Raw genomic sequence first — 22,625 nt, 5'->3', positions numbered from 1 at the left:
CTGAAGAGGAAGGCATCCGTTTCTCGTAAAAATATCAGGTCAAGGATAAGCGCGAAGCTTATACTTTCTGATATTTCAAAAAAAGCTCTTGCCCGGCGGTCCGGGCAGGAGCTTTTTTACGTCGGGTTCGCAATGGACCTGAAAAGAAAATCATCATCACTGGGTCTCTTCACTTCGGGACATGCGGCAAATGATCCAACCAGGCTAACGATCTAGCCGTGATATGTGCGATGTTCACGAAGCTTAGACCGGGGATCGCCTCTTGAAGGCGGCCTTTGGAACGGCCAGGTCCGGCTTGTAACGGGAGAATTTCTCTCCCTTTTCCCCTTTGCTCGGCTTGATGGCAAATAAGGTTAACAGTCCTCCTACAGCTCCGGCTGCCGCCATTGTGCCGAACAGCGTCCAGTGACCGGCATTCATCAGCAGGGATACAGCCGGCGGCCCAAGAGACACCCCGATAAACCGCATGCTGCTGTACAGGGAAGTAATAGTGCCGCGGCTCTCTTTTTCAATGCTTTCGGTAATCAGCGCATCCAGGCAAGGGAGTGCGGCTCCAATGCCGATTCCGGCAAGTCCAAGAAATCCCACCATATAGTAAATCCCCTTATAAAAGCCTGTGATCACCATGGATGCGGTGACCAGCGCCATACCTCCAAATCCGATCCATTTCATCAGCAATTTGTTTTTGCCGATTATTTTTCCGGCTCCGTAAGAGGACAGGCATAACAGCGCGAGCGGGACAGCCAGCACCAGGCCTTTCAACACGCCCCGCAGGCGGTACACCGATTCAAGCGTCTCTGACAGATAGAAGAGAACACCGAACGTAACGAACATGCAGATGCAGCCTACGGCAAATATAGCGTACAGCCAGCGGCCTTTTTCACGCAGCACGCTTCGGATGCCCGCGAGAAACTGCGGAACAGTGAAGGATTCGCTCTCTTTTATCTTCGGACTTTTGACCAAGAACAGGACCAGGAGAAAAGACATTAGACAGAGCGCAGGAATGAATATAAACGGCAGGAACCACAGCAGCGTCCCCAGAAAAGCGCCGAGAATCGGACTAAGCACTTTGCCGAAGGTGTTGGAGGTTTCAATTAATCCGAGTCCTTTGCTTACCTCCTCTTCATCCTTGAACATATCTCCGACAAAAGGCAGCACGATGGGAAATGCCCCCGCCGCTCCGATTCCCTGCAATAAACGCCCTCCCAGAATCACCCAGTACGCGGAGAACCCTCCCATTAACCATGCGGCGACCGCAGACACGCCTCCGCCGAGAGCGGCGATTAACAGGCTGGGAAGAATCACGGCTTTGCGTCCGAACCGGTCGGAAAGATATCCCGCAACGGGAATCATAATAATTGCAATGACACCGTATACCGTTATGATCATGCTGACTTGAAAGGAACTGATCGCCAGTTTTCTGGATATTTGAGGAAGTACGGGCAACAGCATCGAATTTCCAAGCGTCATGATCAGAGGGATGGACGCCAGCGCCAGCAGATCCCATTTTTTATCTTTCATTTACGGACCACCTTTGCTCATGATTCATAACATTCTTTATTGTGGTTCGTTCCGCCCCGATTATTCATATTGCAAAAGAGGGCATGAAGCAGGGCCCGGCAACAGAAAGAAGGCCGCCCCCGAACAATTAGGAACAGCCTTTTTTTACAGATTGAGAAACCCCGGGTTATTGGGCATGAGTTCCGGTCTTCAGCGCTTTGACGGGTATGAACCGGCTCGGTTTGCCGAGATAAAAAATATGCAGGATGTGCATCGCCCGTGTACAGGCCGTGTAGAACAGCTTCCGCTCGCTCTCTCTGCCATAGCTTTCTTCGGAGCCGTCGCAGATGATCACCGCGTCGAACTCGACCCCTTTTGCCAGATAAGCAGGCAGAACCAGCGTCCCTTTCTGGAAATTCGGCGTATCTTTGGTGACAAGCTGTATCGGCAGTTTATCCTTAAGACCCTCATGTATCCGGGAGCTTTCCTCAGCCGTCTTGCAGATTACCGCAACGTAATGATAGCCTCTCGAGTGCAGATCCAGAATATCCTCTTCCACCCGGGAGATGAGCTCTTCCCGGCCTGAAACTTCCCTTAATAATGGTTCTTCCCCTCTGCGGTTGAATGGAATAATCCGGTCGCCGCCAGGAATCATCGAACGGGTAAACTCAACGATTTCATAGGTGGAACGGTAGCTTTGCGTCAGGGAGACAACTTCCGTATTTTCTTCCCCGTAAATGCTTACCAGTCCCGCCAGCTCGCCGAGCGCCTCTCCCTGGGCATAAATCGCCTGATTAAGATCGCCAAGCACAGTCATTTTTGCCCTTGGGAACATGCGCCGCATAAATTCCAGCTGGAACGGCGAATAATCCTGCACCTCATCCACGAACACATGGCGTATGACGGTATTGGTATGGAATCCTTGGCTGAGCTCCTTTAGATATAAGAACGGTGTCGCGTCCTCGTACGAGAGATTGCCGTCAGCCAGCGCATTCATCGTCTGCCTGCTCACAACATTCCAGGTCTCCGGAAGTGCGGTGTTGCCGTTCAGGCTTTCGAGCAGCTCACTGTCCTGAAACAACCGGCAATAAAGCCCTTTGGCGTCGACAAAACGGCCGCGCTTGACCCAACCCCGCAGCGGTTTGAGCCGCTGGCTGACCACATAGCGGGCGAGCAGTTCCTTTTCCATGTAAAAATCGTCGAACGTCTCCTCCTTGCCCCGCTGCTTGCGCCTCATCATCTGATAAGCGCGGTGGTACTCCCCGGAGTCCAGCAGCTCGATCTGATCCTCCACCCAAGCCGCACTCCGCTCCTCGGTGCTAAAGAGGGCAATCTTCTTCAGCAGCCAGCCGGTCATAAGGTCGATCCGGTTCGCCAGCCTGATAGATGGGTCGTAGCTGTAGAACTTTCTCTCCATCTCTTCTTTGCCCACGATAGCCTGGCCCTGGAACATGAGCGGCTTGAAGAGCATCCCTTCATGCTCCAGCCTAAACGCATAGCCGCGGATGACATCAAGAAACGCTACCGAGGACTTATAGGCGATTCCGTCCCTCCGGGCGTCCGTCTCGGGGCCTTCCGGGCTGTTCAGCAGCGTTTCCGTCTGGGTGAATACATCCTCCAGCTGAAATTCTTGGCCCAGTCTGTGCTCTAGATACATCTGGAAGGTCGTCTGCTGCATATTGTCCTCGCCCAGTTCGGGAAGAACGGTGGACACATAGCTGTTGAACAGCGGATTAGGCGAGAATAGAAGGACTTGATCAGCCTGAAGGGTGCCGCGGTATTTGTACAGCAGATAGGCGACCCGCTGGAGCGCTGCCGATGTCTTGCCGCTCCCGGCCGCCCCCTGGACAACAAGCATTCGGCTGCGGTCGTTGCGGATAATGGCGTTCTGTTCTTTCTGAATGGTGGCCACAATATTTTTCATCCGGTCGTCTGCGCTGTGGCTTAGCACCTGCTGAAGCAGCTCGTCTCCGATCGTCACGCCGGTATCGAACATCACCTCAATCTTTCCGTCCTGGATGACGAACTGGCGCTTCAGGCTCATTTCTCCGCTTACGGTCCCTGCCGGGGTCTCGAATGATGCCGCTCCCGGTGCGCCGTCATAATAGAGACTTGATATTGGCGCCCGCCAGTCATAGATCAGAAAAGTGCCGTCGTCTTCCATAAGGGAGCCAATGCCCAGATAAATGCGTTCCGTCTCCCCTTCCGGCGATTCGGCAAAATCGATGCGTCCGAAGTAAGGGGATACGACAAGCTTTTTATATTTTTTCAGCGCTTTGCTGGATTGCAGATGATGGCGTTCGCGCTCCGACAAGACTTGAGCCTGCTGCCGCAGACTTGTTGAGGTTTCTCCAAGATCGTCGGGGCTGCTGAAGTTAACGGTTACCTCTTCCCAGAAATCCTTGCGAAGCTCAACCACATCGCTGCGGTGCAGTCCCAGCTCCTCAGAGAGGGCCCGGATATGACGCTTCAGAAGTCCGGTAACGCGGTCTACCCGATTCTGTTCTTCTTTCCATTCGGTTTCGTTTATGGACACTGCAACTCATCCCCTTTTATAGGTTGACACCACATATAAAGCATGTTATAATCGTTAGGAGTATCTATGTAAAATAACCTTTGCTTTATATGGCATTTTTCCATTTTAACAATTCTCAACGTTCTAATCAAGTTATTGTATTAAAGCATATTCTCATATATAAGCCAAGTGATCCGGTCCCCGAGGGGAGCCGGATTTTTATTTAGCCTAGTATAAGCTGCTCCCGTTTGATCACAGCTTGTCTTTCTCCTCTGAACCCCGGTTAATTTGATCTGCAACCCTGTCGAGGCGTTCCAGCTGATAGCCGTAATCATAGACCGCGCCTGCGACAACCGCCAGCCGAAGCCGGCTTGCGCTGCCGTGTTCATAGCCCTGAACTACCGATTCCAGAAAGCTGTCATTATCATCTCCAAGCGGTCCCGTCTCCGAAATGCCCGGTTTGATCTTATCCTGGAACTTTAGCAGAATATGCTCATGGTATTTGATCAGCAGCTCCAGATGGCGGTCGAACACTGCATTTGTCTCCTCGCTGCGCTCCGCCTGAAAATAATGCCTGTCTATCGCATCCAGCACTTCATAACCTTTTTGCAGGGATGAAAGCAGATTTTTGTAAACCACCATTTGCCTGGTCTCGCTGTACTTGGGCTTTCGCAGCTTTTTTTGTTCTTCTTCAAAAAGGGCGTATTTGTCAGCCAGTGAGCGGATTGAGCCTTCAAGGGAGTTCTTCTCGTCCCGGAACACGCTCTCTTTCATTTCATGGGAGACGGCGGTCCGCAGCAGCAGGGACAGACTGGAAAAGACACTCTCAATCTGATTGATGTACTGCTTCCGCGGCTTCGGAGGAATTACCAGAATGTTAATGAAGAAAGCGGACACAACCCCCGTCATGATCATCAAAAACCGGTTAAGTGCAAACTGCCACTGCCCGGATGCATCCATTACGGATATGACAGTGACAAGGGTCAGCCCGATGGTGTCCGCCCGGTTCATCTTCATGCTGAGCATAATAACCAGAATGGAGACAATCCCCACCGCAATGGGCTGATTGGACAGCAGCATGCCGCCAAGCAGCGCCATAACCGCTCCGATCGTACTCGTCTGAATCTGGTCGAGAAAATGCCGCCATGACCTGTAGATTGACGGCTGCAATGCGAATATGGCCGCTATTCCCGCACCCGTTGGCGAGGGGAACTTCAGCAGCGTGGCGAGATATAGGGCAAGCGTTACCGCAAGCCCCGTTTTAAGTACGCGGGCGCCAAAATTCACGGCCCATCCCTCCTCTTGTATCTTGTATCAGCTTGTGCAAACGTGATCTTATTATTATTACCCGTGTGACAAAAAGGCGAAATTTAACAGGATTTAAGTCTTTTTTCAGCAGCTTTTCAGAAGCGTATTTCCGCTGGCTTGCAGCCGGATAGTCAAAGCCGGATATCCTTCCCGGGGTATCCGGCTTTTTCGATTACGTATTGCCTTATTCCTTGTGCCTCTTCAAGTATGAGCGGAAAGACTCGAACAGGGCGATGGATAGAATCAGCCAGGCGCAGCTGGCGGCGTATCCGCCGATTACATCGCTCGGATAATGTACGCCGAGGTAAATTCGGCTCCAGCCGATCACAGCGGTCATAAGGAAGCAGGCGGCGACCAGCAGAACCCTGGCGGCAGAATAATGCAAATGGCGCCATAGTAGAAAGGTCAGCGCGCCGTATACCGAGAAAGCGGCCATTGAATGGCCGCTTGGGAAGCTAAAGCCCGTCTCCTCGATAATCCGGTGGATGTTCGGCCGCTCCCTGTGAAACCAATTTTTTAGAATTGTATTGAGCAGATTTGAGGTTACACCTACCCACAGAAACAGCAGCAGCTCCAATCGGTGCTTGAAGAACAGGAACAGGGCAGCCATAATAACGAGCGACAGAGCGATTACAATTCTTGACGATCCTACCAGTGACAGAGCCTTGGCCGCTGACGTCAATGCAGGGGATTCTCCGGACTGGACGAAATGAATAATCCGTTCATCAAACGCTGCCGTGTAATTATATGCGACCAGAACGGCAATCAGCCCGAAGATGACCGTAAACAGCAGGAAAAGCTTGAAACCTCTGGACCAATACCAAGAAATCATTCTCTATTGCCTCCTAAGTACATTTTACGAATAGGTCCCGTTTCCAGAGGATACCTTCTCCATGCTATACTTGGTAAAGTAGTCAACTTTAAAAAGATGGAGTGCTGCCAAAGTGGAAATTCAAAAGCTTCAAGAACGCTTGCTGAGCCAGTTCGTTCAGACCAAGGTTCCGCTAACAATCTTTACAACTAACGGAGTAAAAATCCAGGGCATTTTGACCGCGTATGACGCTTATACCTTAACCTTGCAGGGTCAAAACGACGGAAGACAGAATGTGCTGTTCAAATCTGCCGTATCCACCATTGTGCCGTTAAGGCCGGTTTCACTAAGGTAGTGTTTCTTGCGTGCTATCCTACTTTCTCTGCCGTTCCTACCGTTTCAGCAGAAAACGCCGGCCATAAGAGCCCGGCGTTTTCTGCGTTATTCCTGCCTGCTGCCCATCATTGACGGGCTTCCTAGAACAAAGCTGGTTTAACGCAGACAGGCTTTGATACCGCCGCTTCATTTCCGGTAAAGGTGAGCCGCCCGCTTTCATTGTCCCGTGCAAAGACGACCAGATTATTGGCGTCCCGGTTGGCAACAATGAGATAGCTGCCGTCCGGCGTCAGCGCAAAATGGCGCGGGTGGCCGCCGCGGGTGGACACATGCTCAACAAAGTGAAGCTCTGCCGTTGCCGGATTGACCGCAAATATGACAATGCTGTCGTGCCCGCGGTTCGATCCGTAGAGATATCGCCCGTCGGGAGACAGCGCGATCTCCGCGCACGTATTCTCAAGGGCGTAGTCTTTCGGAAGAGTAGGCACGGTGAGCACGGTTGTAAGCTTGCCGCTGTCGGCCTCATATGTAAAGGAAGTAATCGTTGAATCGACTTCGTTGATGACATATGCGGAATGCCCGTCCGGATGAAAGGCAAAATGACGGGGACCGGCTCCCGGGTGAAGCTTGGTGTCCCCTTGTGGTTCAAGTGTTCCTTTCTCATAGTTAATCGAGTAAGCCCTGATCACGTCCAGCCCCAAATCGCAGACAAACAGATAACGTTCATCCGGGCTGAATGTCGCCGAATGCGGATGAGGCCGATCCTGCCGTTCCGGATGCGGACCATGCCCCGTATGAACGGCGCTGCCGGTCAGCCGCACCGTTTTTCCTTCACCGTCAAGGGAGACAAGTCCGATATTTCCGCCATGATAGCTTGTGACGATGAGATACCGGTTGTCAGCATCCCGGTTAATATGGCAGGTGGATGTCTGGATCTTCCCTTCAGCGGGCATCGTTCCCGTCCGGCTGATCTCCGTTAATGTCCCGGACGCCGGATCGATTGCATAAGCAGCCACTTCCCCTTCCTTAACACCATCGCTGTTCAGCTTGTCGCCTATGGCATACAGGAGATGTCCCTCTGCATTAACATTGACGAACGTCGGGTTCGCAATCCCTTTCACTTCATCAAGCAATGTCAGAGCGCCTCCGCTCGGGTCCAATTGAAACACGTGAATACCGCTCTCTCCGGCCCCGGAATAAGATCCTGTGAATAGTAATAGCTTGGATGGTTCGGTCATATTATTATTCCTCCTCTTTTGCTAAAGCTTGCTTTTTATAATTTACATTTTTTCTTTGTTCATGACAAATCGTATAGGTACAATTACATAAATTATTTTAAAAATTAACCTTCTCAGGAAAAGAACCTCATGTTATAATGGAAGCGCTAACATAATGTTTAATCTAGAAGGGGGAACAGGAATGAACAGCATTCTACTGGAAGCCGGAAACGTATATGAGGACTTCGAGGTGGAAACGAACGTTCTGTTCTTTAAGATCGGCAATCATGACCTGGTCATCTTCCACGGCAGAAACTATAATATCAAAAAGAGAATGTCTGCCGAGCAGCTCCACCGGCTGCTGAAATCTTCGAGCTATTTTCATGTCCAGGGCGGAGTTTATGTCAATCTGAAGAAGATCAGTTCCATCGAGGACGACTGCATCTATTTCGGGGATAAAGGCGGATATGCCAAGCGGGTACGCATCCCTAAAAGAAAGCAGGAGTCCATTCGCCAGCTTCTTGGCGGCAAGGTTTCTTGAAGCATCTGCCGTAATTAACCTCTTAAAGCCGGAAAATCATGGGAAAACCGTGATTTTTCGGCTTTTTTGGCGTAAATTTAAGGGCAATCTTGAAAAGAAAATCTGTTTTTTCATGTCTTCTTAAGGTTTGGAAGGCTGAGTTCTGGTAAAGTTGTATGAAGACAGGCAACACCTATAATTGAAGGGAGTCATTGTTACAATGGATGAGAAGAATTTGAACGAGAGAGAACACCAGGATATCCCCACGGAAGCGGAGGAAGCCGCTGTCGATAATACTAAACAGGGAATCCCTGTTATGGACAAGGTCGGCGAATCGCCGGCGGACGCACCGGCTCAATCCAAGGGCGGCAAAGGCTGGATGATCGCCTCGATCGTACTGGCGGCCGCGCTTATTATTGTATTGATCTATCCGCAGTTCCAGAAGGCGGACGGTGAAGCCGCAGTCGCCACCGTAAACGGCCAAGATATTACCAAGAACGAGCTGTATGACAAGCTGGTGGAAGCCGGCGGCGAGTCGACACTGCAATCCATGATCACCGAGAAGCTTGTCGATCAGGAAGTCGAGAAAGCCAAAGTTACCGTTACCGATGCCGATATTAACAGTGAAATCGAAGACCTTAAGAAGCAGTTCGGCGGCGAAGAAGGACTGAACTCCGCACTTTCCCAAAGTGGTATGACGATGGACGATCTCAAGAAGCAGCTGCCGCTTCAGGTTAAGGTTCGCAAGCTGCTTGAGCCAAAAATCACGATTACCGATAAAGACATCCAAACGTACTTTAATGAAAACAAAGCATCGCTCGGTTCGGAAGAACAAGTTCGCGCTTCCCATATTCTAGTTAAGACGAAAGAAGAAGCCGATGCGATCGAGAAGCAGCTCAAAGCCGGCGGAGACTTCGCGGCATTGGCCAAGGAGAAATCGGGAGATACCGGCTCCAAGGACAAAGGCGGAGATCTTGGTTTCTTCAAGCGCAGTGATATGGTTGCCGAATTCTCGAACGCGGCCTTCAAAATGAAGGCCGGTGAAATAAGCGAGCCTGTCAAGAGTAAGTATGGCTACCACATCATCAAAGTGACGGAACATAAGGATGCCGTTACACCAACTTTGGAGAATTCGAAGGAAGAAATCCGTAAAACGCTGATTTCCCAGAAGGTCAATGAAATGTCCGGCACCTGGATGCAAGAACTAACCTCTGGAGCGAAAATTACGAACACGCTGACCGACGCCAAGAAGGCGGAAGCCTCTGCAGCACCGGGAGCCTCCGCTAAGCCGGAAGCAAGCGCCGCTGCTCAATAATAAGCAAGCCTGGACCAAAAAGGACATGCGATTCGTCGCCTGTCCTTTTTTGCGTATTTTATACTGAAGATCCTAAGCGAGGCGGCTTAATCAACGCTCCTCTTTCCGGATTTTCTTCCCGCGATGTTCGCCCCACTCTTTGGCCTGCGCGGTGGCAATCGAAATCGCCCGGTCTTATTTAAACACCTTTACACGTTCTTCCACGGGCTGGAACTCTTTCTCGCCGGGAGCGGTCACGATGCCGCCGAAAGGCATTTGAGCGATCAGCTTCCATTTTTCCGGCAATCCCCATGTGGATTTCACTTCTTCGTCGATCAGCGGGTTGTAGTGCTGAAGGGAAGCGCCTACGCCGGCTTCTGCCAGAGCGGTCCATACGACATGCTGGAGCATACCGGAAGATTGATTGGACCAGATAGGGAAATTATCCGCATAGGCAGCAAAGTTCGCTTGCAGTTGCTCGACGACTGCCTGATCTTCAAAGAAGAGAACCGTACCCGCTCCGGCTTTGAATGCAGCCATTTTTTGTGCGGTGCCTTCAAATTGGTCTGTGGGCACGATTTGGCGCAGCGTACTGGAAGTGATGTCCCACACTTTGTCGTGCTGCTCGCCGAACAGAACAACCGCTCTGGCGCTTTGAGAGTTAAAGGAGGACGGGCTGTGCAGTACCGCCTGCTCTACGATTTCTTGTACTTTTTCTGCAGATACCGGCAGTTCCTTGCTGATCGCGTATACGGAGCGTCTTTTTTTCACAGCATCAAAGTAATTATTAGACATAATATTATTTCCTCCATTTTGTTTAGTTACTTACTTTTATATATCTTAATACATTTCTTCCGACAAAGCAATGCTTTCGTGTATTTTTTTAAAATTTACATAGCGGCATTTATTTTTCTCCTGCATCTTAATATTATGCGAAGTCTCCTGTACACCTTTTATGAAATTCGGATACAATAACAACTACGTTACATAGATGGAGGTTAACTATATGTTCTACTCTTCAACCCCTATTCGGCACTAAGAAACAGGCGGCTGTTTGGCCACTGCCTTGCCATTCTTCTGCTCTCCGGTTTATTGAGCGGCTGTGAAAGCGGAACCATGGAGAACAGCGCGGCTGTTCCTGCCGGCGGAGCTCTGGGCCCAGTTCAGTTCTGGGAGGCCACGGATCTGCACTATCTCGATAAAAGTCTTCATGACGGCGGAACCGCTTTTCAATCATTCGTATCTTCGGGTGACGGTAAGCAGCTTCCCTATATAGATGAAATTTTGGATGCATTTGTATATGAAGCCGGTATTAAGAAGCCGGATTTTATTATTTTAAGCGGAGACTTAACTAATAACGGAGAACGCGCAAGCCATAAGTCGCTCGCAAGTAAGCTGGCTCGTATTGAAGAGAAAGGCACATCCGTCTACGTTCCCCTCAAATAAAAAGCCCTGCCGCTTCAACGCATACGCGTTAATGAAGCGGCAGGGCTTATTTGGCTCCTAAATAAGACTAATCTCGCGTAATATAAATCAGACCTTCACTGTCCACTTTCACTTGGGCATGAAGCGCCTCGGCTATGCTGCGCAGCGGCACATAGCCCCTGCCGTATCGGTCAAAAAAGACCGGCTGAGGCAGCTTGACTTTCACGCCGCCCACAACGGCGTCTTTCGAGCCTGCTTTCAGGACGATGGTCGTTCCATATACATCATCGGTAACTATAATCTGCTTGGTTGCCGCGTTCCATTTCACTTCAGCATCCAATTCATAGGCCAAATAACGAAGAGGAATCATCGTCGTCGTCCCTTTAACAACGGTATCGGAATAATCCTCACCTGGGTAAATTACGACCGATTTTTTAGTAATGCCAAGATCGTCTTTAAGTACGCGGTATGCTGTTGAATCCGCTGTGAAATTGCGCAGAACTACACCTGGTGTAAGCTCCGTCTCCATAACGTTCAAGGCACCCTCTGTTGCGATCGGGTCGGCCTTGACCGGACCGTTAATGTTCCACAGCTGGGTTTCTGTCTTGAAGGAAATGCTCCGGATCGGTATGCTTCCGTCATTCGGCAGCGCCACATTCAGACTCATGTTCTGCTTGCGGATATGTAAGGCGCTGTCCACGAACAGATCAACTTGAAGCTTAGTATCTTTACTCAGAACAGTCTTAATTTCCGGGGCCGATTCATACAGTCTGTCCAACTCTTTGTCATACAGCAGAAGAGCCGTATCGACCGCCAGCTTAGCGGCATCGTGAAGCACGGTAACGACCTCTGCTTTATTATCAAGCGGAACGTCACCCAGCCCAATGCTGCTCAACATGTCCGTTGTCGACTCCTGCTTCAGCACCGGCAGCAAATAATCGTACAGGCCGCTGATCAGTTCGGTAAAGCCTTCCGTATCCTGTGACACGGATTTCAGGAAAGCTTTTAGCAATCCGGGCAGCTCATCTCCCGTTACTTCGGCGTGCAGCTTCATCAGGTTCAATGACTCGCCATACACAGCTTCGTTAACCGGGGTTACATTAATTGCGGACGGATTGGGAAGATTCTTAATTACAAACTGGCTCAGCAGCTTGTTGACGCTTTCCGCCTTCTCTAAATCAAGTCCGGTACCCGACAGTTCCTGATAATAACCCTCCATCGGGAAATAGAAAGGTTTCTTCGCTCCTTCAACGTTCAGGGCGAGCACTGTCTTGCTCATGTAAAAAGTAAATGGAATGCTGGCCTGCTTATAGCCGAGCGTCCCGCTGGCAGAAATATCTCCGCCTTCTTGAAGCTTCAAATGACTAACGTTTAATGTGAAAGAATTGATAAGATCGATGATTTTCTGATCTTCGGCACTGATTCCCGCTGCGGGGACCGCGTTCAGAGAGAAAGACATGCTCTCCTCCGCCGATTTCACGTCGAGATTGCCCAGCAGCGCCTTATTTACATCCAGGCCGCCTACCGTCTGACATCCCGCAAGCACCAGCAGCAGCGCCAAAATCGGCAGCAGCAGCTTCGCTCTCTTTTTCACATGTTTCATTGAATCCCTCTTCTCTCTCTTGATTTAGGCATGCAAAACTATTATCGCAGGTGAGGGATATTCTGTAAATAGATAGAACATGCTGATTTTACATACTTTTACATAAAAAAATAATTCTCCAGTCCATTTCCGGCAATTCGCCATAGTATAATAGTCGGATGATGGCAAGTACAGCCAAGTGCCCCGGGTAAAACAACCACCACACTAAACGCGGCATGCTCCGTTTTCGGAGATGTTCCCACAGTTCGGGTCCGTATGCGATCACCAGCGTCGGCAGTAGACTCAACATTTGAACCGTCCAGCCATAATAAAACATATAAATTACATTCAGCGCCAAATGCGCAAGAACAAGCCTGTACGAATGAGCATAGCGGAAGATCAGCACCAGCAGCAATCCGTACGCATTATAATCAAGCGGGAAATAGTCCATTACCCAAAGGACCGGAGCTGTAACTATAATGCCCATCCACAGTTTGGGCAGCTTGTCCAGCGCAATCAGCACGAGTTCGGAAAGGAGCAGCGTAAAGACGACATTCAGTCCTCCCGGATCGAGGGCCAAATTGTACGGAACTTGCGCGATCAGCGCGATAATCAGCAGCCGCAGCAAGTATCGGGACTTGGAGGAGGTATAGAGATGCCCCTGGACAAGCGCATAACAATAGATGGGGAAAGCAATTCTTCCGATATACCGCCACCCAAGGTCCTGGGGAAAAAAGATATATCCGATATGATCAATCAGCATCGTAAGCATGGCAATAAGCTGCATGTCATTCCTCCATACCGTTCTTAAGCTAAAATTGTTATGTTGTTTTCTTTACATACAATCTCGCGGTTTCTTCCCAATACTCGCCCGGCTGCAGACTGAATAAGCCGATTTCTTCGGCCGGCAGCTGCACATTTGGCGCATTGATCAGATTTATCTGGGGCTCGGGGCAGAAAAAGCCCTCCGCCCCGCCATTGTTCCAGATCATCCACTGCTTATAGGATGTGCCCACGTCATAAACAAGAGTCACGCCAAGTCTCGTATCGGTAAGTTCCATCCGGTTGCGCCCATTTTGTGGGACGGCTGTATAATGGTTATCCAGCGAAGCAAAGAACGGGTATACTCCTTCTTCCCGAAGGTCCGTCTCTTCAGACGTAAGAGGCTGATAATCCCCCGTCGGAAGCATCCGTTCATTAAGCTGCCACCGCTTCCCGATGGTTAGCTTCACCCGGTAATCGCTCGCGGCGCTTTCCGGTGCAAACGGAGCGTTGACCGCCGTATGAAAAGCCAGCAGGCAGGGCATCGCCTCATCCCCGTCGTTGCGAATCAGAACCTGTTGGGACAGTCCCGCTTCCGACAGGCCGTAGCGAAGCTTAACGGTGTATTTATGCGGCAAATATTTGTAAGACGGATGCTTCTCGTCCACTTTTACCGCTATAGTAACATAGCTCTCGTTCTTTCCGGTCCCGAAGTCTTCCACCTGCCAAGCCGCCGTATATAAAAAACCGTGTATATGGTTACCGGTCGCTTCCTCATTAATCGGCAGACGATATACTTGTCCGTTCCAAGGAAGTTTACCGTCCTCAAATCGGTTCGGCGGGAACAGTACGGGAATCCCGTATACTCCAGGGCTTTTTTTAAAAGCATCCATACCTTCCGTTCCCGGTTCTCGCAGGAAGCGATAACCGCTCTGCGTATCACGGAACGCAATCAAGTTGCCGCCGATTCCCGGCAGCACCGCCGCTTCATAACGGCCGGCTCTGAGCCATACCGCGTCTTCTCCCTCAAATAGTCCTTCGTATGCCTCTATACCCACTGGCGCACCCCTTCTCCCAATTAATGTAATTTCTTTCACTAAAGATAGATTACCATATATCATTTCGTGTGTATCTAGTTCTTACAACTGCTCCACTTCAACGTTCAAGATATGCTCAATATCCTTTAAATCATAATAGATTTCGGTGCAAAAATCGCGGTCGGGGGCGGATAGCACCATATCGATCATTTGTTTTCCGTCATCCAGGTCCTTGATTTTCATCCGCCGGACCATTCTTTCACGGAATTTCCTTTTAGTCTTGCCTTTACTCTGTCCCACCCGATTTTCGATTTTATTGATGACTTGAACCATGGCCTTATCGCTCGCCATAGTAATCTTCACGGAAATGTCGTGATTGTTAAGCGACTGCGGACCGACGGTGCGGATAAGCCAAGGAACCGCATTGACCGCAAAAATGAGCAGTACTACAGCAATACCCGCTTCGATATAGAAGCCTGCACCCACCGTGATGCCAATTCCCGACGCCGTCCATATCAGCGCTGCCGATGTCAGGCCGGAGATCGCATCGCCGCCTCTGCGCAGGATAACGCCTGCACCCAGAAAGCCGATGCCGCTTACGATCTGCGCCGCGAGCCTCATCGGGTCCATATTAGGATGATCCGGTCCTGAGAATTTTTCAAAGGCTTGGATCGATACGATTGTAACGAGACAGCTGGCGATGCTGATGACCATACTGGTACGAATGCCGAGCGGTTTCTGCTTCAACTGCCGGTCGATTCCGATGAATAGTCCAAACAGCATGGCAATAAGCAGTTTGATCATGGATACAATATGCTCATCCATCATCCGACCTCCTCTCAAAGGTGTAAGTTAGATTATAGGGCAACATGCTATCACATCTAACCCTGCAATGAAAGCAAAAGGCCCCACTGGCGTGGAGCCTATGCTCTATGTGATTCCATTTTTGATGCAAGTACCGATAAATCGAAACAAGCATCCGGGTTAGATCGAAGCTGGCGGCTTAGCCTAGCACGATTCGGTCATCCGCCAGTTTGTGTCCGCTGATGGTTTCGAATTCGCCCAGAAGACGTTCTACCGTCAGGTCTTTTTTGCGCTTCTCGTCTATATCAAGGATAATCTGTCCCTTGTCCATCATAATGAGCCGATTGCCAAGCCGGATGGCCTGCTCCATATTATGGGTTACCATCAGAGTTGTCAGCTTCATCTCCCGTACGATGGATTCGGTCAGCTGAGTAATCAGATCCGCTCTGGCAGGATCGAGGGCTGCCGTATGCTCGTCCAACAGCAATATTTGCGGCTTCGTAAACGTAGCCATCAGCAGGCTTAGCGCCTGTCTTTCTCCCCCCGACAACAAACCTACCTTCGCACGCAGACGATTCTCCAGGCCGATGCCAAGCCGCTCAAGCTCTTCGCGAAACATCGTCCGCTTCGAGGAGGATACGCCGATGGACAGGCCTCTGCTCTTGCCGCGCTTATAAGCCATTGCCAGATTCTCTTCAATGGTCATGCGGGGCGACGTGCCGGCCATCGGATCTTGAAAGACCCGTCCGATCCAGCGGCTTCGCTGATGCTCGGCCAAATGGCTGATCGAGCTTCCTTCGATGAAGACTTCACCCAAATCCGGCTTCATTACGCCGGAAATGATATTCATCAGCGTCGACTTCCCTGCTCCGTTGCTGCCGATTATCGTGACGAAATCTCCCGGAATCAGCTCCAGATCAATTCCGAGCAGAGCGATCTTCTCGTCCGGCGTGCCCGGATTGAACAGCTTGGATACATTATCGAGCTTTAGCATTAGCAGTCCCCCCTCTCTTGCCCTTCAAGGCTTGCTCGGCCAGCTCGGCCGTTCGCTTGCGTGCGTTGTTCTTTTGCTTGAGGAAGCGCTGCACCGATGGGAACACCAAGGCGATTATTACGATAATGGCCGTTATCAATCTAAGGTCGGAGGCGTCCAGCCAATCCACCCTCAGCGCCAGCGCGACAACGATCCGGTACACAATCGAGCCCAGCACAACCGCCAGCGTCGCGCGGAACACGCTGCGCGAGCCAAAGATTGCTTCGCCGATAATAACGGAGGCGAGGCCGATAACGATCATCCCGATGCCCATTGAGGAATCGGCAAAGGCCTGGTACTGGGCAATGAGCGCTCCAGAGAGCGCCACCAGCCCGTTCGACAGGCTGATGCCGAGAATCGTCGTACTGTCCGTATTCACACCGAAGCTGCGAATCATCCTCGAGTTGTCTCCCGTCGCCCGCAGGGCAAGGCCCAGGTCGGTGCGCAGGAACACATCCATCAGCAGCTTCACGGCGATGACCACGAACGGCATAACATACAGCGGATTCATCAGGGAAATCAGTGTTGTCTCACCCATCAGCGACACATTGGGCTTGCCTAAGATCCGCAAGTTGATCGAATAGAGCGCGATCATCATCAATATCCCCGACAGCAGTCCGTTAATCTTCCCTTTAGTATGCAGCAGACCGGTGCACAATCCGGCGAGCACACCGCCGGCGAGCGCCCCGAGCGTAGCCAGCCACGGCGTATAGCCGTGGGTGATCATGACGGCGGCAATGGCGCCGCCAGTAGCAAAGCTGCCATCCACCGTCAGATCAGGAAAATCCAAGATCCGAAACGTAATATATACACCTAAAGCCATTAAAGCATAAAGCAGCCCCAGCTCTACCGCTCCAAGCATTGAATTCCACATGATGACTTCCTCCTTCAAACGGCAAGGGGCGCCTGTAAAGGATCGCCCCGGTTCAAATCTTTATTATTGAATGATATCGTTGGTTGGGTCGGCTACTTCTTTCTTCATGGCGTCCGTGACTTCAATTCCCTGAGCCGCGGCAGCCTTCAGGTTAAGGATAACGTCCAGCTTCTGCTGCACCGTCACAGGAAGATCACCGATTTTCTTGCCATTCTTGAGTACTTCAACCGCCATTTGTCCGACTTGATAGCCGTGGTCGAAATACTTAAAGCCGACTGTGGCAAAAGCGCCTCTTTCGACAGTGTCGCGGTCGCTCGAGAAGAACGGAAGCTTATTCTCATTGGCTACCTGGATAATGGAATCAACTCCGCTTACAACCGAGTTATCAAGGGTAATGTACAGCGCGTCCGCCCGTCCAACCAAGGATTCGGCGGCTTGTTTGACATCGGAAGTGTTGGTCACCGGAGCTTTAACCAGCTCGATGCCATGCTTGTCAAGGGCAGCCTTGGCTTTGTCCGCCATTACAACGGCGTTCGGTTCGCCTTCATTGATAATCAGCCCCAGCTTCTTCACATTTGGAAACTGAGCGGCGATGAAATCCATCAGTCTGATTATCGCCTCAGGATTCGTATCCGACGCACCTGATACATTTCCTCCCGGATGTTCAAGATTCGTTACCACTTTCGCATCAAGCGGGTCCGTTACGGCTGCAAACAATACCGGCGTATCGTCTTTGACCGCCTGCACAAGCGCTTGAGCGGACGGTGTTGCAATTCCGATGGTCAGGTCATTATCTTCACCGGCAATTTTCTGGGCGATGGACAAATTGTTGGCAGCATCCGCCTGAGCGTTCTCAAAGTCAACGGTAAGGTTCTGACCTTCGACGATCCCCGCATCCTTGAGTGCGGCTATAATGCCGTCATACGTTGCATCCAGCGACGGATGCTCAACATATTGTGATACGGCGATCTTATAAGTTTTGGTATCGGCGCTCGCGGTGTTCTGGGCAGTGCTGCCCGGGGAGGCCGTGGCGCCGGTATCCGCCGCATTATTATTGTTACCGCAGCCTGCCGCTGCAAGCATGACACACAAACTGAGCCCTAGCCAAATTTTCTTTCTCTTCATGTAGAATCCCCTCTTCTATTTTAGTTTTAAAGTGAATGCGGACGGCAAACCACATCCGTGCCAGCTATCTATGAAACCATATTATATGTAGGTTCAATTTCCGTCAATCCGAAAAAACAACCTCGTCAAGCCCGGCTATCCGCATGTTCCCCCAGTTCCAGGGCTATTCATCCTGATTATTCCTGGCAGCCATTTCCTGGAACCCGGCCACATAAAAAGATGGCGGCTGAGCATACTGAGTTTACAATTTTGAAAATGGAGCGTGAGAGATGTTCACGTATCGAAAAAAAGTATTATTCTTGACCTCTGCACTGTCTGCTGCCGTTCTGGCCGCATCAGCCTGCAGTAACGTAAGAAACGACGGACAACTCCGGACGAATGCGGTCAAGCCTTCGGTTCATTCCAGAAGTTATATCGAAAATCTGCCTGTTACCGATCCATCCGGCAAAACATGGGTCCCTCTGGAGGCAGCGGCCAATTCACTTGGCTACCGTGTGGAAGAAGAACCCGGCGGCGGCGGTTACGCCAAAGTTGGATACAGCGATGTAATGTACAGAGTGCGCCCGGGTTCGGCAAGCGCCTTATCATTGGGTAAAGGCTGTACCCTCCCGGATGCGCCGAAGCGGCAAAATGATAAAATCTACATGACGACTGACGCCCTGTCGAAATTATTCAATACGCCAGTCAGTTGGGATCAGGGAAGCGGAGAAATTTCTATTGATACCCCAAAAGAACAACATACAGAAGGGCAGAACACGGCGGTTAAATCAGACAAGCCGTTCCGTATTCAGAGCCTGTCCTCGTCGGAAGCCGACGAGTTGATCTCTTACTCTAAGAAATATCTGGGTGTTCCTTATGAATTCGGTGCGGCTCCTTACGAGGAATCCAAGACATTCGACTGTTCATCATTTACCCGTCATGTCTTTGAGAAGTTTGGTGTCGATCTGCCGCGTCTGGCCAGAGATCAGGATAATGTCGGCAGATCCGTCAGCCGGGAACAGTTAGAACCGGGTGATCTGATTTTCTTTACTGTCCCCGGTAGGTTCGACAAAGACTCCATTCCCGGGCATGTCGGCATTTATATTGGTGACGGAAAATTTATACACACCTGGGGTGATCCCGGAGTTCAGATCAGCCAGCTGGACAGCGGGTATTGGAGCAACGTTATTCTGCATATGCGGCGCGTCCTATAGGACGTGCCTGCCTATGCTTTTTCGCTTAACAAAAATATTCAGCCAGCCGCTTATCTCATACTGTCTCGGTCCGCAGCCCGCTCGAACCCTTTGAATCTCGTTCCTTGATAAGTCAGGTCTCCCCGGTCGCCTTCAACAATCAGCCCGTACAGCCTGTCAGGCACTTCAAGTTCTACTCTGTCGCCGTTTGACGTTTCAAAGGTTACATAATAATCCGTACTTGCACTTGCGTCTCCCGAACCTCCACGCACTCTGAACCGTTTGGCAACGACAGTGCAGGACACCGTGAGCAGTTCGCTTGCATTGTTAGCCATCCACTGTTTCATTCCTTTGACAATGGCATAGATCATTATTGAGAAAATTACCAAGGCAAAGATTTTGAAGAATATCGGTGTACCATGCCAAAAGAGTTCAAAAGCGCTGGGCTGCTCAAACGTGGCTGACCCGGTCCATTCGCTCATATTCATTCCCCCTGTTCTTATAAACTTTGCTTATCTCGTATCCGCAATGCCCAATTGTTTACATTTATGTACGCGGAATGCATGGCAAGGGTTGCGCCCCGCCTCGTTCATTTGGATCTGAGCAGCCGCTATGTTATGATTATATACTAGATCGGCTAAGGAGGTCCCCTTTTGACTCAATATATAGATCTAAGAACGCGAACTGGGCTCATCCGCCTTGCATTGGCCATCATCCTTGCATTTGCCTTGCCCGCATCTGTCTTCATGGATTGGAGCAGTCAAGCAGCTCAAGAGAAAGGGACAAAAGGCATCGAACAGCAGGAGCGCCATTTTGCGGTATCATCCGCACGCCTGCATCCTAAGCAGCATTTTCCCCTAACATTATCGCGTCTTCCCTATGAACAAACCGCTCTTATCGCGCTGAAGCCTTATCTTTTGCCTCTGCTTTTCGCGTTATTTTATCCGGTTATCTATAATCTGTTGAAGCGCTTGCTTCTGTATCCGCTTAAATTTACCTCTAATTATGTGGTTTTCACATTCGGCGGCTGAATACATTATGGACGAAATAGTCAACTTACGAATACATCCGAGTTATTGGAGGCTGGATTTATTATGAACTTTAGAGAATGCGATTTGCCCGGAATCGGGAGAAAATTTGTACTGGAGACCCGCAGCGGCGATAAGCTCGCTATTATTGTACATGATGATGGACGGCGGGAGCTGTATCATTTTGAATATGACGATCCGGATCAAAGTATTTCGATGGTTACACTGGACGATGAAGAAGCCAGATATATTTCGGCTATTATCGGGGGTGTCACATACAAGCCAAGGTCGCTTGAATCCATTGAGGTTGCGCTGGACGATCTGATTATTGAGTGGTACCGTCTGGAGCCGGGGTTCAGTTGTGTGGGCCGTACGATTGGCGAGCTTGATATCCGCGCCCGTTCCGGTGTAACGATAATAGCGGTCATCGAAAAAAATCACACCAAACATATCAGTCCCGGACCCGATCTGAGGCTGCCGCCGGACTGCATCATCATTGCCGCGGGGGAGAGAGAGCAGCATAAACAATTCAGGCATATTTTGCGGAATGGATGTGGTTGATCGATGAACCATATCGTATTTGAAGTCGGACTGGCGATAGCGCTTGTGGCGCTGTCCGGATTGCTCGCCGAGAAATTCCGCTTCTCCGTCATTCCGTTTTATATTTTGGTCGGTATGGCGGTCGGACCGCATGCCTTTCAAATTTGGCATCTGGACTTCCGGTTTATCGAAAGCGCCGCTCTGATTGAATTTATGGGCAGAATCGGCGTCCTGTTCCTGCTGTTCTATCTCGGGCTGGAATTCTCCGTGGGCAGGCTTGTCAAAGCGGGCAAATCGATTGTAACAGGCGGAACCATCTATATTCTGATCAACTTCTCTCTTGGTCTGGTACTGGGCTGGGGACTCGGATTCCCACTCGAGGAGATTCTGGTGGTGGCGGGGATTACGACCATTTCCTCCAGTGCAATCGTGGCTAAGGTTCTGGTAGACTTGAAGCGGACCGCCAACCCGGAAACCGAAATGATTCTGGGCATCATCATGTTCGAGGACGTGTTTCTGGCGGTCTACATCTCCATTCTTTCCGGCCTGGTGCTCAGCGGCTCCTCCTCTCTTGGCGGAGTGCTGCTGTCGGCTCTGATTGCGCTGGTCTATATGCTGGGCCTCCTTATCGTCGGCCGAAAGCTCGTCCCCCTGCTTAACAAGGCGCTTAATATCCGCTCCGGCGAACTATTTGCTCTAGTCATATTCGCTATCCTGTTCCTGGTAGCGGGCTTTTCCGAGACGATTCACGTCGCTGAGGCGATTGGAGCGCTGCTGGTCGGCTTAGTTCTTGCAGAGACGGAACATGTCAAGCGGATCGAGAAGCTGATTATTCCGTTCCGCGATTTTTTCGGAGCCATCTTCTTCTTCAGCTTTGGCCTCACGATCGACCCGCGCACTCTTGGCGGAAATGCCCTATGGTATTCGCTGGCGGCTGTAGTCGTCACGCTGCTGGGGAATTTCATCGCCGGCATACTTGCCGGGCGCAGCGCCGGCCTGAGCCCGCGCGCTTCTTCCAATATCGGTCTCACCATCGTGTCGCGCGGCGAGTTCTCCATCATTATGGCCAATCTTGGCAAAGCGGGCGGTTTGCTCGCCATTTTGCAGCCGTTCGCAGCCATGTACGTGCTGATCCTGGCGATTCTCGGTCCGCTGCTGACCAAAGAGTCCAAATGGATTTACAGGACGCTGGATAAAGTATTCAAATTTGAGAGCAGGCACGTCAAGCGGAAGGCCCAGAAACGTACCCCTGCCTCCGAGGAACAATAGCCTTAGGAGCGTTGGCCCTCCGCAGCTTCACAAATTGAATCGAATTTAGGCAAAATGCTGTTAAAAAAGCGTTCCGGCTTCGAGGCCGGAACGCTTTTTTATGTCGGCTTTGCGGGAAATCTGCCTGTTTGCTTTCATCAGACTGATGTTGGAAGCGGCTAACGGAACATCCCCCATAAGCGAATCAAGTGAAACGTATTATTCGGATCGACTTTTTGGGCAATGACGAATCTGACGATGTTGTCCTCCTGATCAGAAGCGAGCCTTTCCCCCAGGATAACCGAAGCATTCCGCACCAGCCTGCGCACCACGCCGGGGTCCTGAAGCTGCTGTTTGCTGACGCCGTTAATCAAATTCTTGATTCGTTCCTTGATTGTCGGATTCTTCATCTTCATCTTTATCCGCTCCACCAGCTGCGGACTGATTCCATATTGCTGATAACTCAAGCTTGACGCACCTCCCGTCATATCCAA

The 22,625-nt window shown here is 50.7% G+C and carries 23 protein-coding genes; 8 read left to right on the top strand and 15 right to left on the bottom strand.

The window, feature by feature from the left end; all coding sequences use genetic code 11:
- Nucleotides 1-243 precede the first annotated feature (243 nt).
- From PDUR_RS12425 to PDUR_RS12410, 4 genes are all read right to left on the bottom strand, one after another.
- Nucleotides 244-1,521: a bacillibactin exporter BcbE gene (locus tag PDUR_RS12425; RefSeq protein ID WP_042206546.1), complete on the bottom strand. Its 1,278-nt coding sequence runs from the start codon at nucleotides 1,519-1,521 to the stop codon at nucleotides 244-246.
- A gap of 166 nt (nucleotides 1,522-1,687) precedes the next feature.
- Nucleotides 1,688-4,036 (bottom strand): RNA polymerase recycling motor HelD, encoded by a 2,349-nt coding sequence (gene helD / locus PDUR_RS12420; protein WP_042206545.1) that lies wholly within the window; start codon nucleotides 4,034-4,036, stop codon nucleotides 1,688-1,690.
- A 231-nt stretch (nucleotides 4,037-4,267) separates the two neighbouring features.
- A complete protein-coding gene (locus tag PDUR_RS12415) occupies nucleotides 4,268-5,302 on the bottom strand; it encodes an FUSC family protein (RefSeq protein WP_042206544.1) in 1,035 nt (344 codons plus the stop codon).
- Between the two features lie 205 nt (nucleotides 5,303-5,507).
- A complete protein-coding gene (locus PDUR_RS12410) occupies nucleotides 5,508-6,155 on the bottom strand; it encodes a phosphatase PAP2 family protein (RefSeq protein WP_042206543.1) in 648 nt (215 codons plus the stop codon).
- A 112-nt stretch (nucleotides 6,156-6,267) separates the two neighbouring features.
- Between PDUR_RS12410 and PDUR_RS12405 the strand changes: the two genes are divergently transcribed.
- Nucleotides 6,268-6,489 carry an RNA chaperone Hfq gene (locus PDUR_RS12405; RefSeq protein ID WP_025691020.1) on the top strand — a complete coding sequence of 74 codons (222 nt, stop codon included), beginning with the start codon at nucleotides 6,268-6,270 and terminating at the stop codon, nucleotides 6,487-6,489.
- Between the two features lie 121 nt (nucleotides 6,490-6,610).
- On the opposite strand, the gene PDUR_RS12400 is transcribed toward PDUR_RS12405, so the two are convergent.
- Nucleotides 6,611-7,708, bottom strand: coding sequence for a lactonase family protein (locus PDUR_RS12400; protein WP_042206542.1), 1,098 nt, complete (start codon nucleotides 7,706-7,708; stop codon nucleotides 6,611-6,613).
- A 181-nt stretch (nucleotides 7,709-7,889) separates the two neighbouring features.
- Here PDUR_RS12400 and PDUR_RS12395 point away from each other — a divergent pair, with 181 nt between their 5' ends.
- Both PDUR_RS12395 and PDUR_RS12390 read left to right on the top strand, forming a co-directional pair.
- Entirely contained in the window at nucleotides 7,890-8,228 is a 339-nt protein-coding gene (locus PDUR_RS12395; RefSeq protein ID WP_042206541.1) for a hypothetical protein, read from the top strand.
- A gap of 199 nt (nucleotides 8,229-8,427) precedes the next feature.
- The gene (locus PDUR_RS12390; RefSeq protein ID WP_042206540.1) at nucleotides 8,428-9,522 is read left to right on the top strand and encodes a peptidylprolyl isomerase; all 1,095 of its coding nucleotides are present in this window, start codon (nucleotides 8,428-8,430) and stop codon (nucleotides 9,520-9,522) included.
- Nucleotides 9,523-9,696: 174 nt separating this feature from the next.
- On the opposite strand, the gene PDUR_RS12385 is transcribed toward PDUR_RS12390, so the two are convergent.
- A complete protein-coding gene (locus tag PDUR_RS12385; protein WP_042206539.1) occupies nucleotides 9,697-10,296 on the bottom strand; it encodes a nitroreductase family protein in 600 nt (199 codons plus the stop codon).
- 321 nt (nucleotides 10,297-10,617) lie between these two features.
- Between PDUR_RS12385 and PDUR_RS12380 the strand changes: the two genes are divergently transcribed.
- Nucleotides 10,618-10,947: a metallophosphoesterase gene (locus PDUR_RS12380; protein WP_042206538.1), complete on the top strand. Its 330-nt coding sequence runs from the start codon at nucleotides 10,618-10,620 to the stop codon at nucleotides 10,945-10,947.
- A 67-nt stretch (nucleotides 10,948-11,014) separates the two neighbouring features.
- Here the strand turns inward: PDUR_RS12380 and PDUR_RS12375 are convergent, their stop codons facing one another.
- The 7 genes from PDUR_RS12375 to PDUR_RS12345 form a co-directional block, all read right to left on the bottom strand.
- Complete coding sequence (locus PDUR_RS12375; protein WP_042206537.1) at nucleotides 11,015-12,529, bottom strand: copper amine oxidase N-terminal domain-containing protein; 1,515 nt, start codon at nucleotides 12,527-12,529, stop codon at nucleotides 11,015-11,017.
- An 88-nt stretch (nucleotides 12,530-12,617) separates the two neighbouring features.
- Nucleotides 12,618-13,295, bottom strand: coding sequence for a TraX family protein (locus PDUR_RS12370; protein ID WP_042206536.1), 678 nt, complete (start codon nucleotides 13,293-13,295; stop codon nucleotides 12,618-12,620).
- Nucleotides 13,296-13,329: 34 nt separating this feature from the next.
- A complete protein-coding gene (locus tag PDUR_RS12365; protein WP_042206535.1) occupies nucleotides 13,330-14,328 on the bottom strand; it encodes an aldose 1-epimerase in 999 nt (332 codons plus the stop codon).
- Nucleotides 14,329-14,409: 81 nt separating this feature from the next.
- Nucleotides 14,410-15,132, bottom strand: coding sequence for an MgtC/SapB family protein (locus PDUR_RS12360; RefSeq protein WP_042206534.1), 723 nt, complete (start codon nucleotides 15,130-15,132; stop codon nucleotides 14,410-14,412).
- A 178-nt stretch (nucleotides 15,133-15,310) separates the two neighbouring features.
- The gene (locus tag PDUR_RS12355) at nucleotides 15,311-16,105 is read right to left on the bottom strand and encodes an ABC transporter ATP-binding protein (RefSeq protein ID WP_042206533.1); all 795 of its coding nucleotides are present in this window, start codon (nucleotides 16,103-16,105) and stop codon (nucleotides 15,311-15,313) included.
- Complete coding sequence (locus tag PDUR_RS12350; protein ID WP_042206532.1) at nucleotides 16,089-17,018, bottom strand: ABC transporter permease; 930 nt, start codon at nucleotides 17,016-17,018, stop codon at nucleotides 16,089-16,091. Before PDUR_RS12350 ends, PDUR_RS12355 begins: the two co-directional genes overlap by 17 nt.
- A gap of 63 nt (nucleotides 17,019-17,081) precedes the next feature.
- A complete protein-coding gene (locus PDUR_RS12345) occupies nucleotides 17,082-18,143 on the bottom strand; it encodes an ABC transporter substrate-binding protein (protein ID WP_042206531.1) in 1,062 nt (353 codons plus the stop codon).
- 269 nt (nucleotides 18,144-18,412) lie between these two features.
- Here PDUR_RS12345 and PDUR_RS12340 point away from each other — a divergent pair, with 269 nt between their 5' ends.
- Nucleotides 18,413-19,336 carry a C40 family peptidase gene (locus tag PDUR_RS12340; RefSeq protein WP_042206530.1) on the top strand — a complete coding sequence of 308 codons (924 nt, stop codon included), beginning with the start codon at nucleotides 18,413-18,415 and terminating at the stop codon, nucleotides 19,334-19,336.
- A gap of 50 nt (nucleotides 19,337-19,386) precedes the next feature.
- On the opposite strand, the gene PDUR_RS12335 is transcribed toward PDUR_RS12340, so the two are convergent.
- On the bottom strand, nucleotides 19,387-19,797 hold the full coding sequence (locus tag PDUR_RS12335) for a DUF2500 domain-containing protein (protein WP_081949498.1): 411 nt from the start codon (nucleotides 19,795-19,797) through the stop codon (nucleotides 19,387-19,389).
- A 171-nt stretch (nucleotides 19,798-19,968) separates the two neighbouring features.
- Here PDUR_RS12335 and PDUR_RS12330 point away from each other — a divergent pair, with 171 nt between their 5' ends.
- The 3 genes from PDUR_RS12330 (at nucleotide 19,969) to PDUR_RS12320 (ending at nucleotide 22,152) form a co-directional block, all read left to right on the top strand.
- Complete coding sequence (locus tag PDUR_RS12330; RefSeq protein ID WP_042206529.1) at nucleotides 19,969-20,346, top strand: hypothetical protein; 378 nt, start codon at nucleotides 19,969-19,971, stop codon at nucleotides 20,344-20,346.
- Nucleotides 20,347-20,409: 63 nt separating this feature from the next.
- Entirely contained in the window at nucleotides 20,410-20,904 is a 495-nt protein-coding gene (locus PDUR_RS12325) for a cation:proton antiporter regulatory subunit (RefSeq protein ID WP_042206528.1), read from the top strand.
- A 3-nt stretch (nucleotides 20,905-20,907) separates the two neighbouring features.
- Nucleotides 20,908-22,152: a cation:proton antiporter gene (locus PDUR_RS12320; protein WP_042206527.1), complete on the top strand. Its 1,245-nt coding sequence runs from the start codon at nucleotides 20,908-20,910 to the stop codon at nucleotides 22,150-22,152.
- A gap of 158 nt (nucleotides 22,153-22,310) precedes the next feature.
- Here PDUR_RS12320 and PDUR_RS12315 read toward each other — a convergent pair whose 3' ends face one another.
- Entirely contained in the window at nucleotides 22,311-22,598 is a 288-nt protein-coding gene (locus PDUR_RS12315; protein ID WP_042206526.1) for a stage VI sporulation protein F, read from the bottom strand.
- Between the last annotated feature and the right edge of the window lie 27 nt (nucleotides 22,599-22,625).

Origin of the sequence: Paenibacillus durus (genome assembly GCF_000756615.1) — a bacterium.
Lineage (GTDB): Bacteria > Bacillota > Bacilli > Paenibacillales > Paenibacillaceae > Paenibacillus_AQ > Paenibacillus_AQ durus.
Note: the sequence above shows the minus strand (reverse complement) of the source record. Positions and strands in the feature narration are given on the sequence as shown.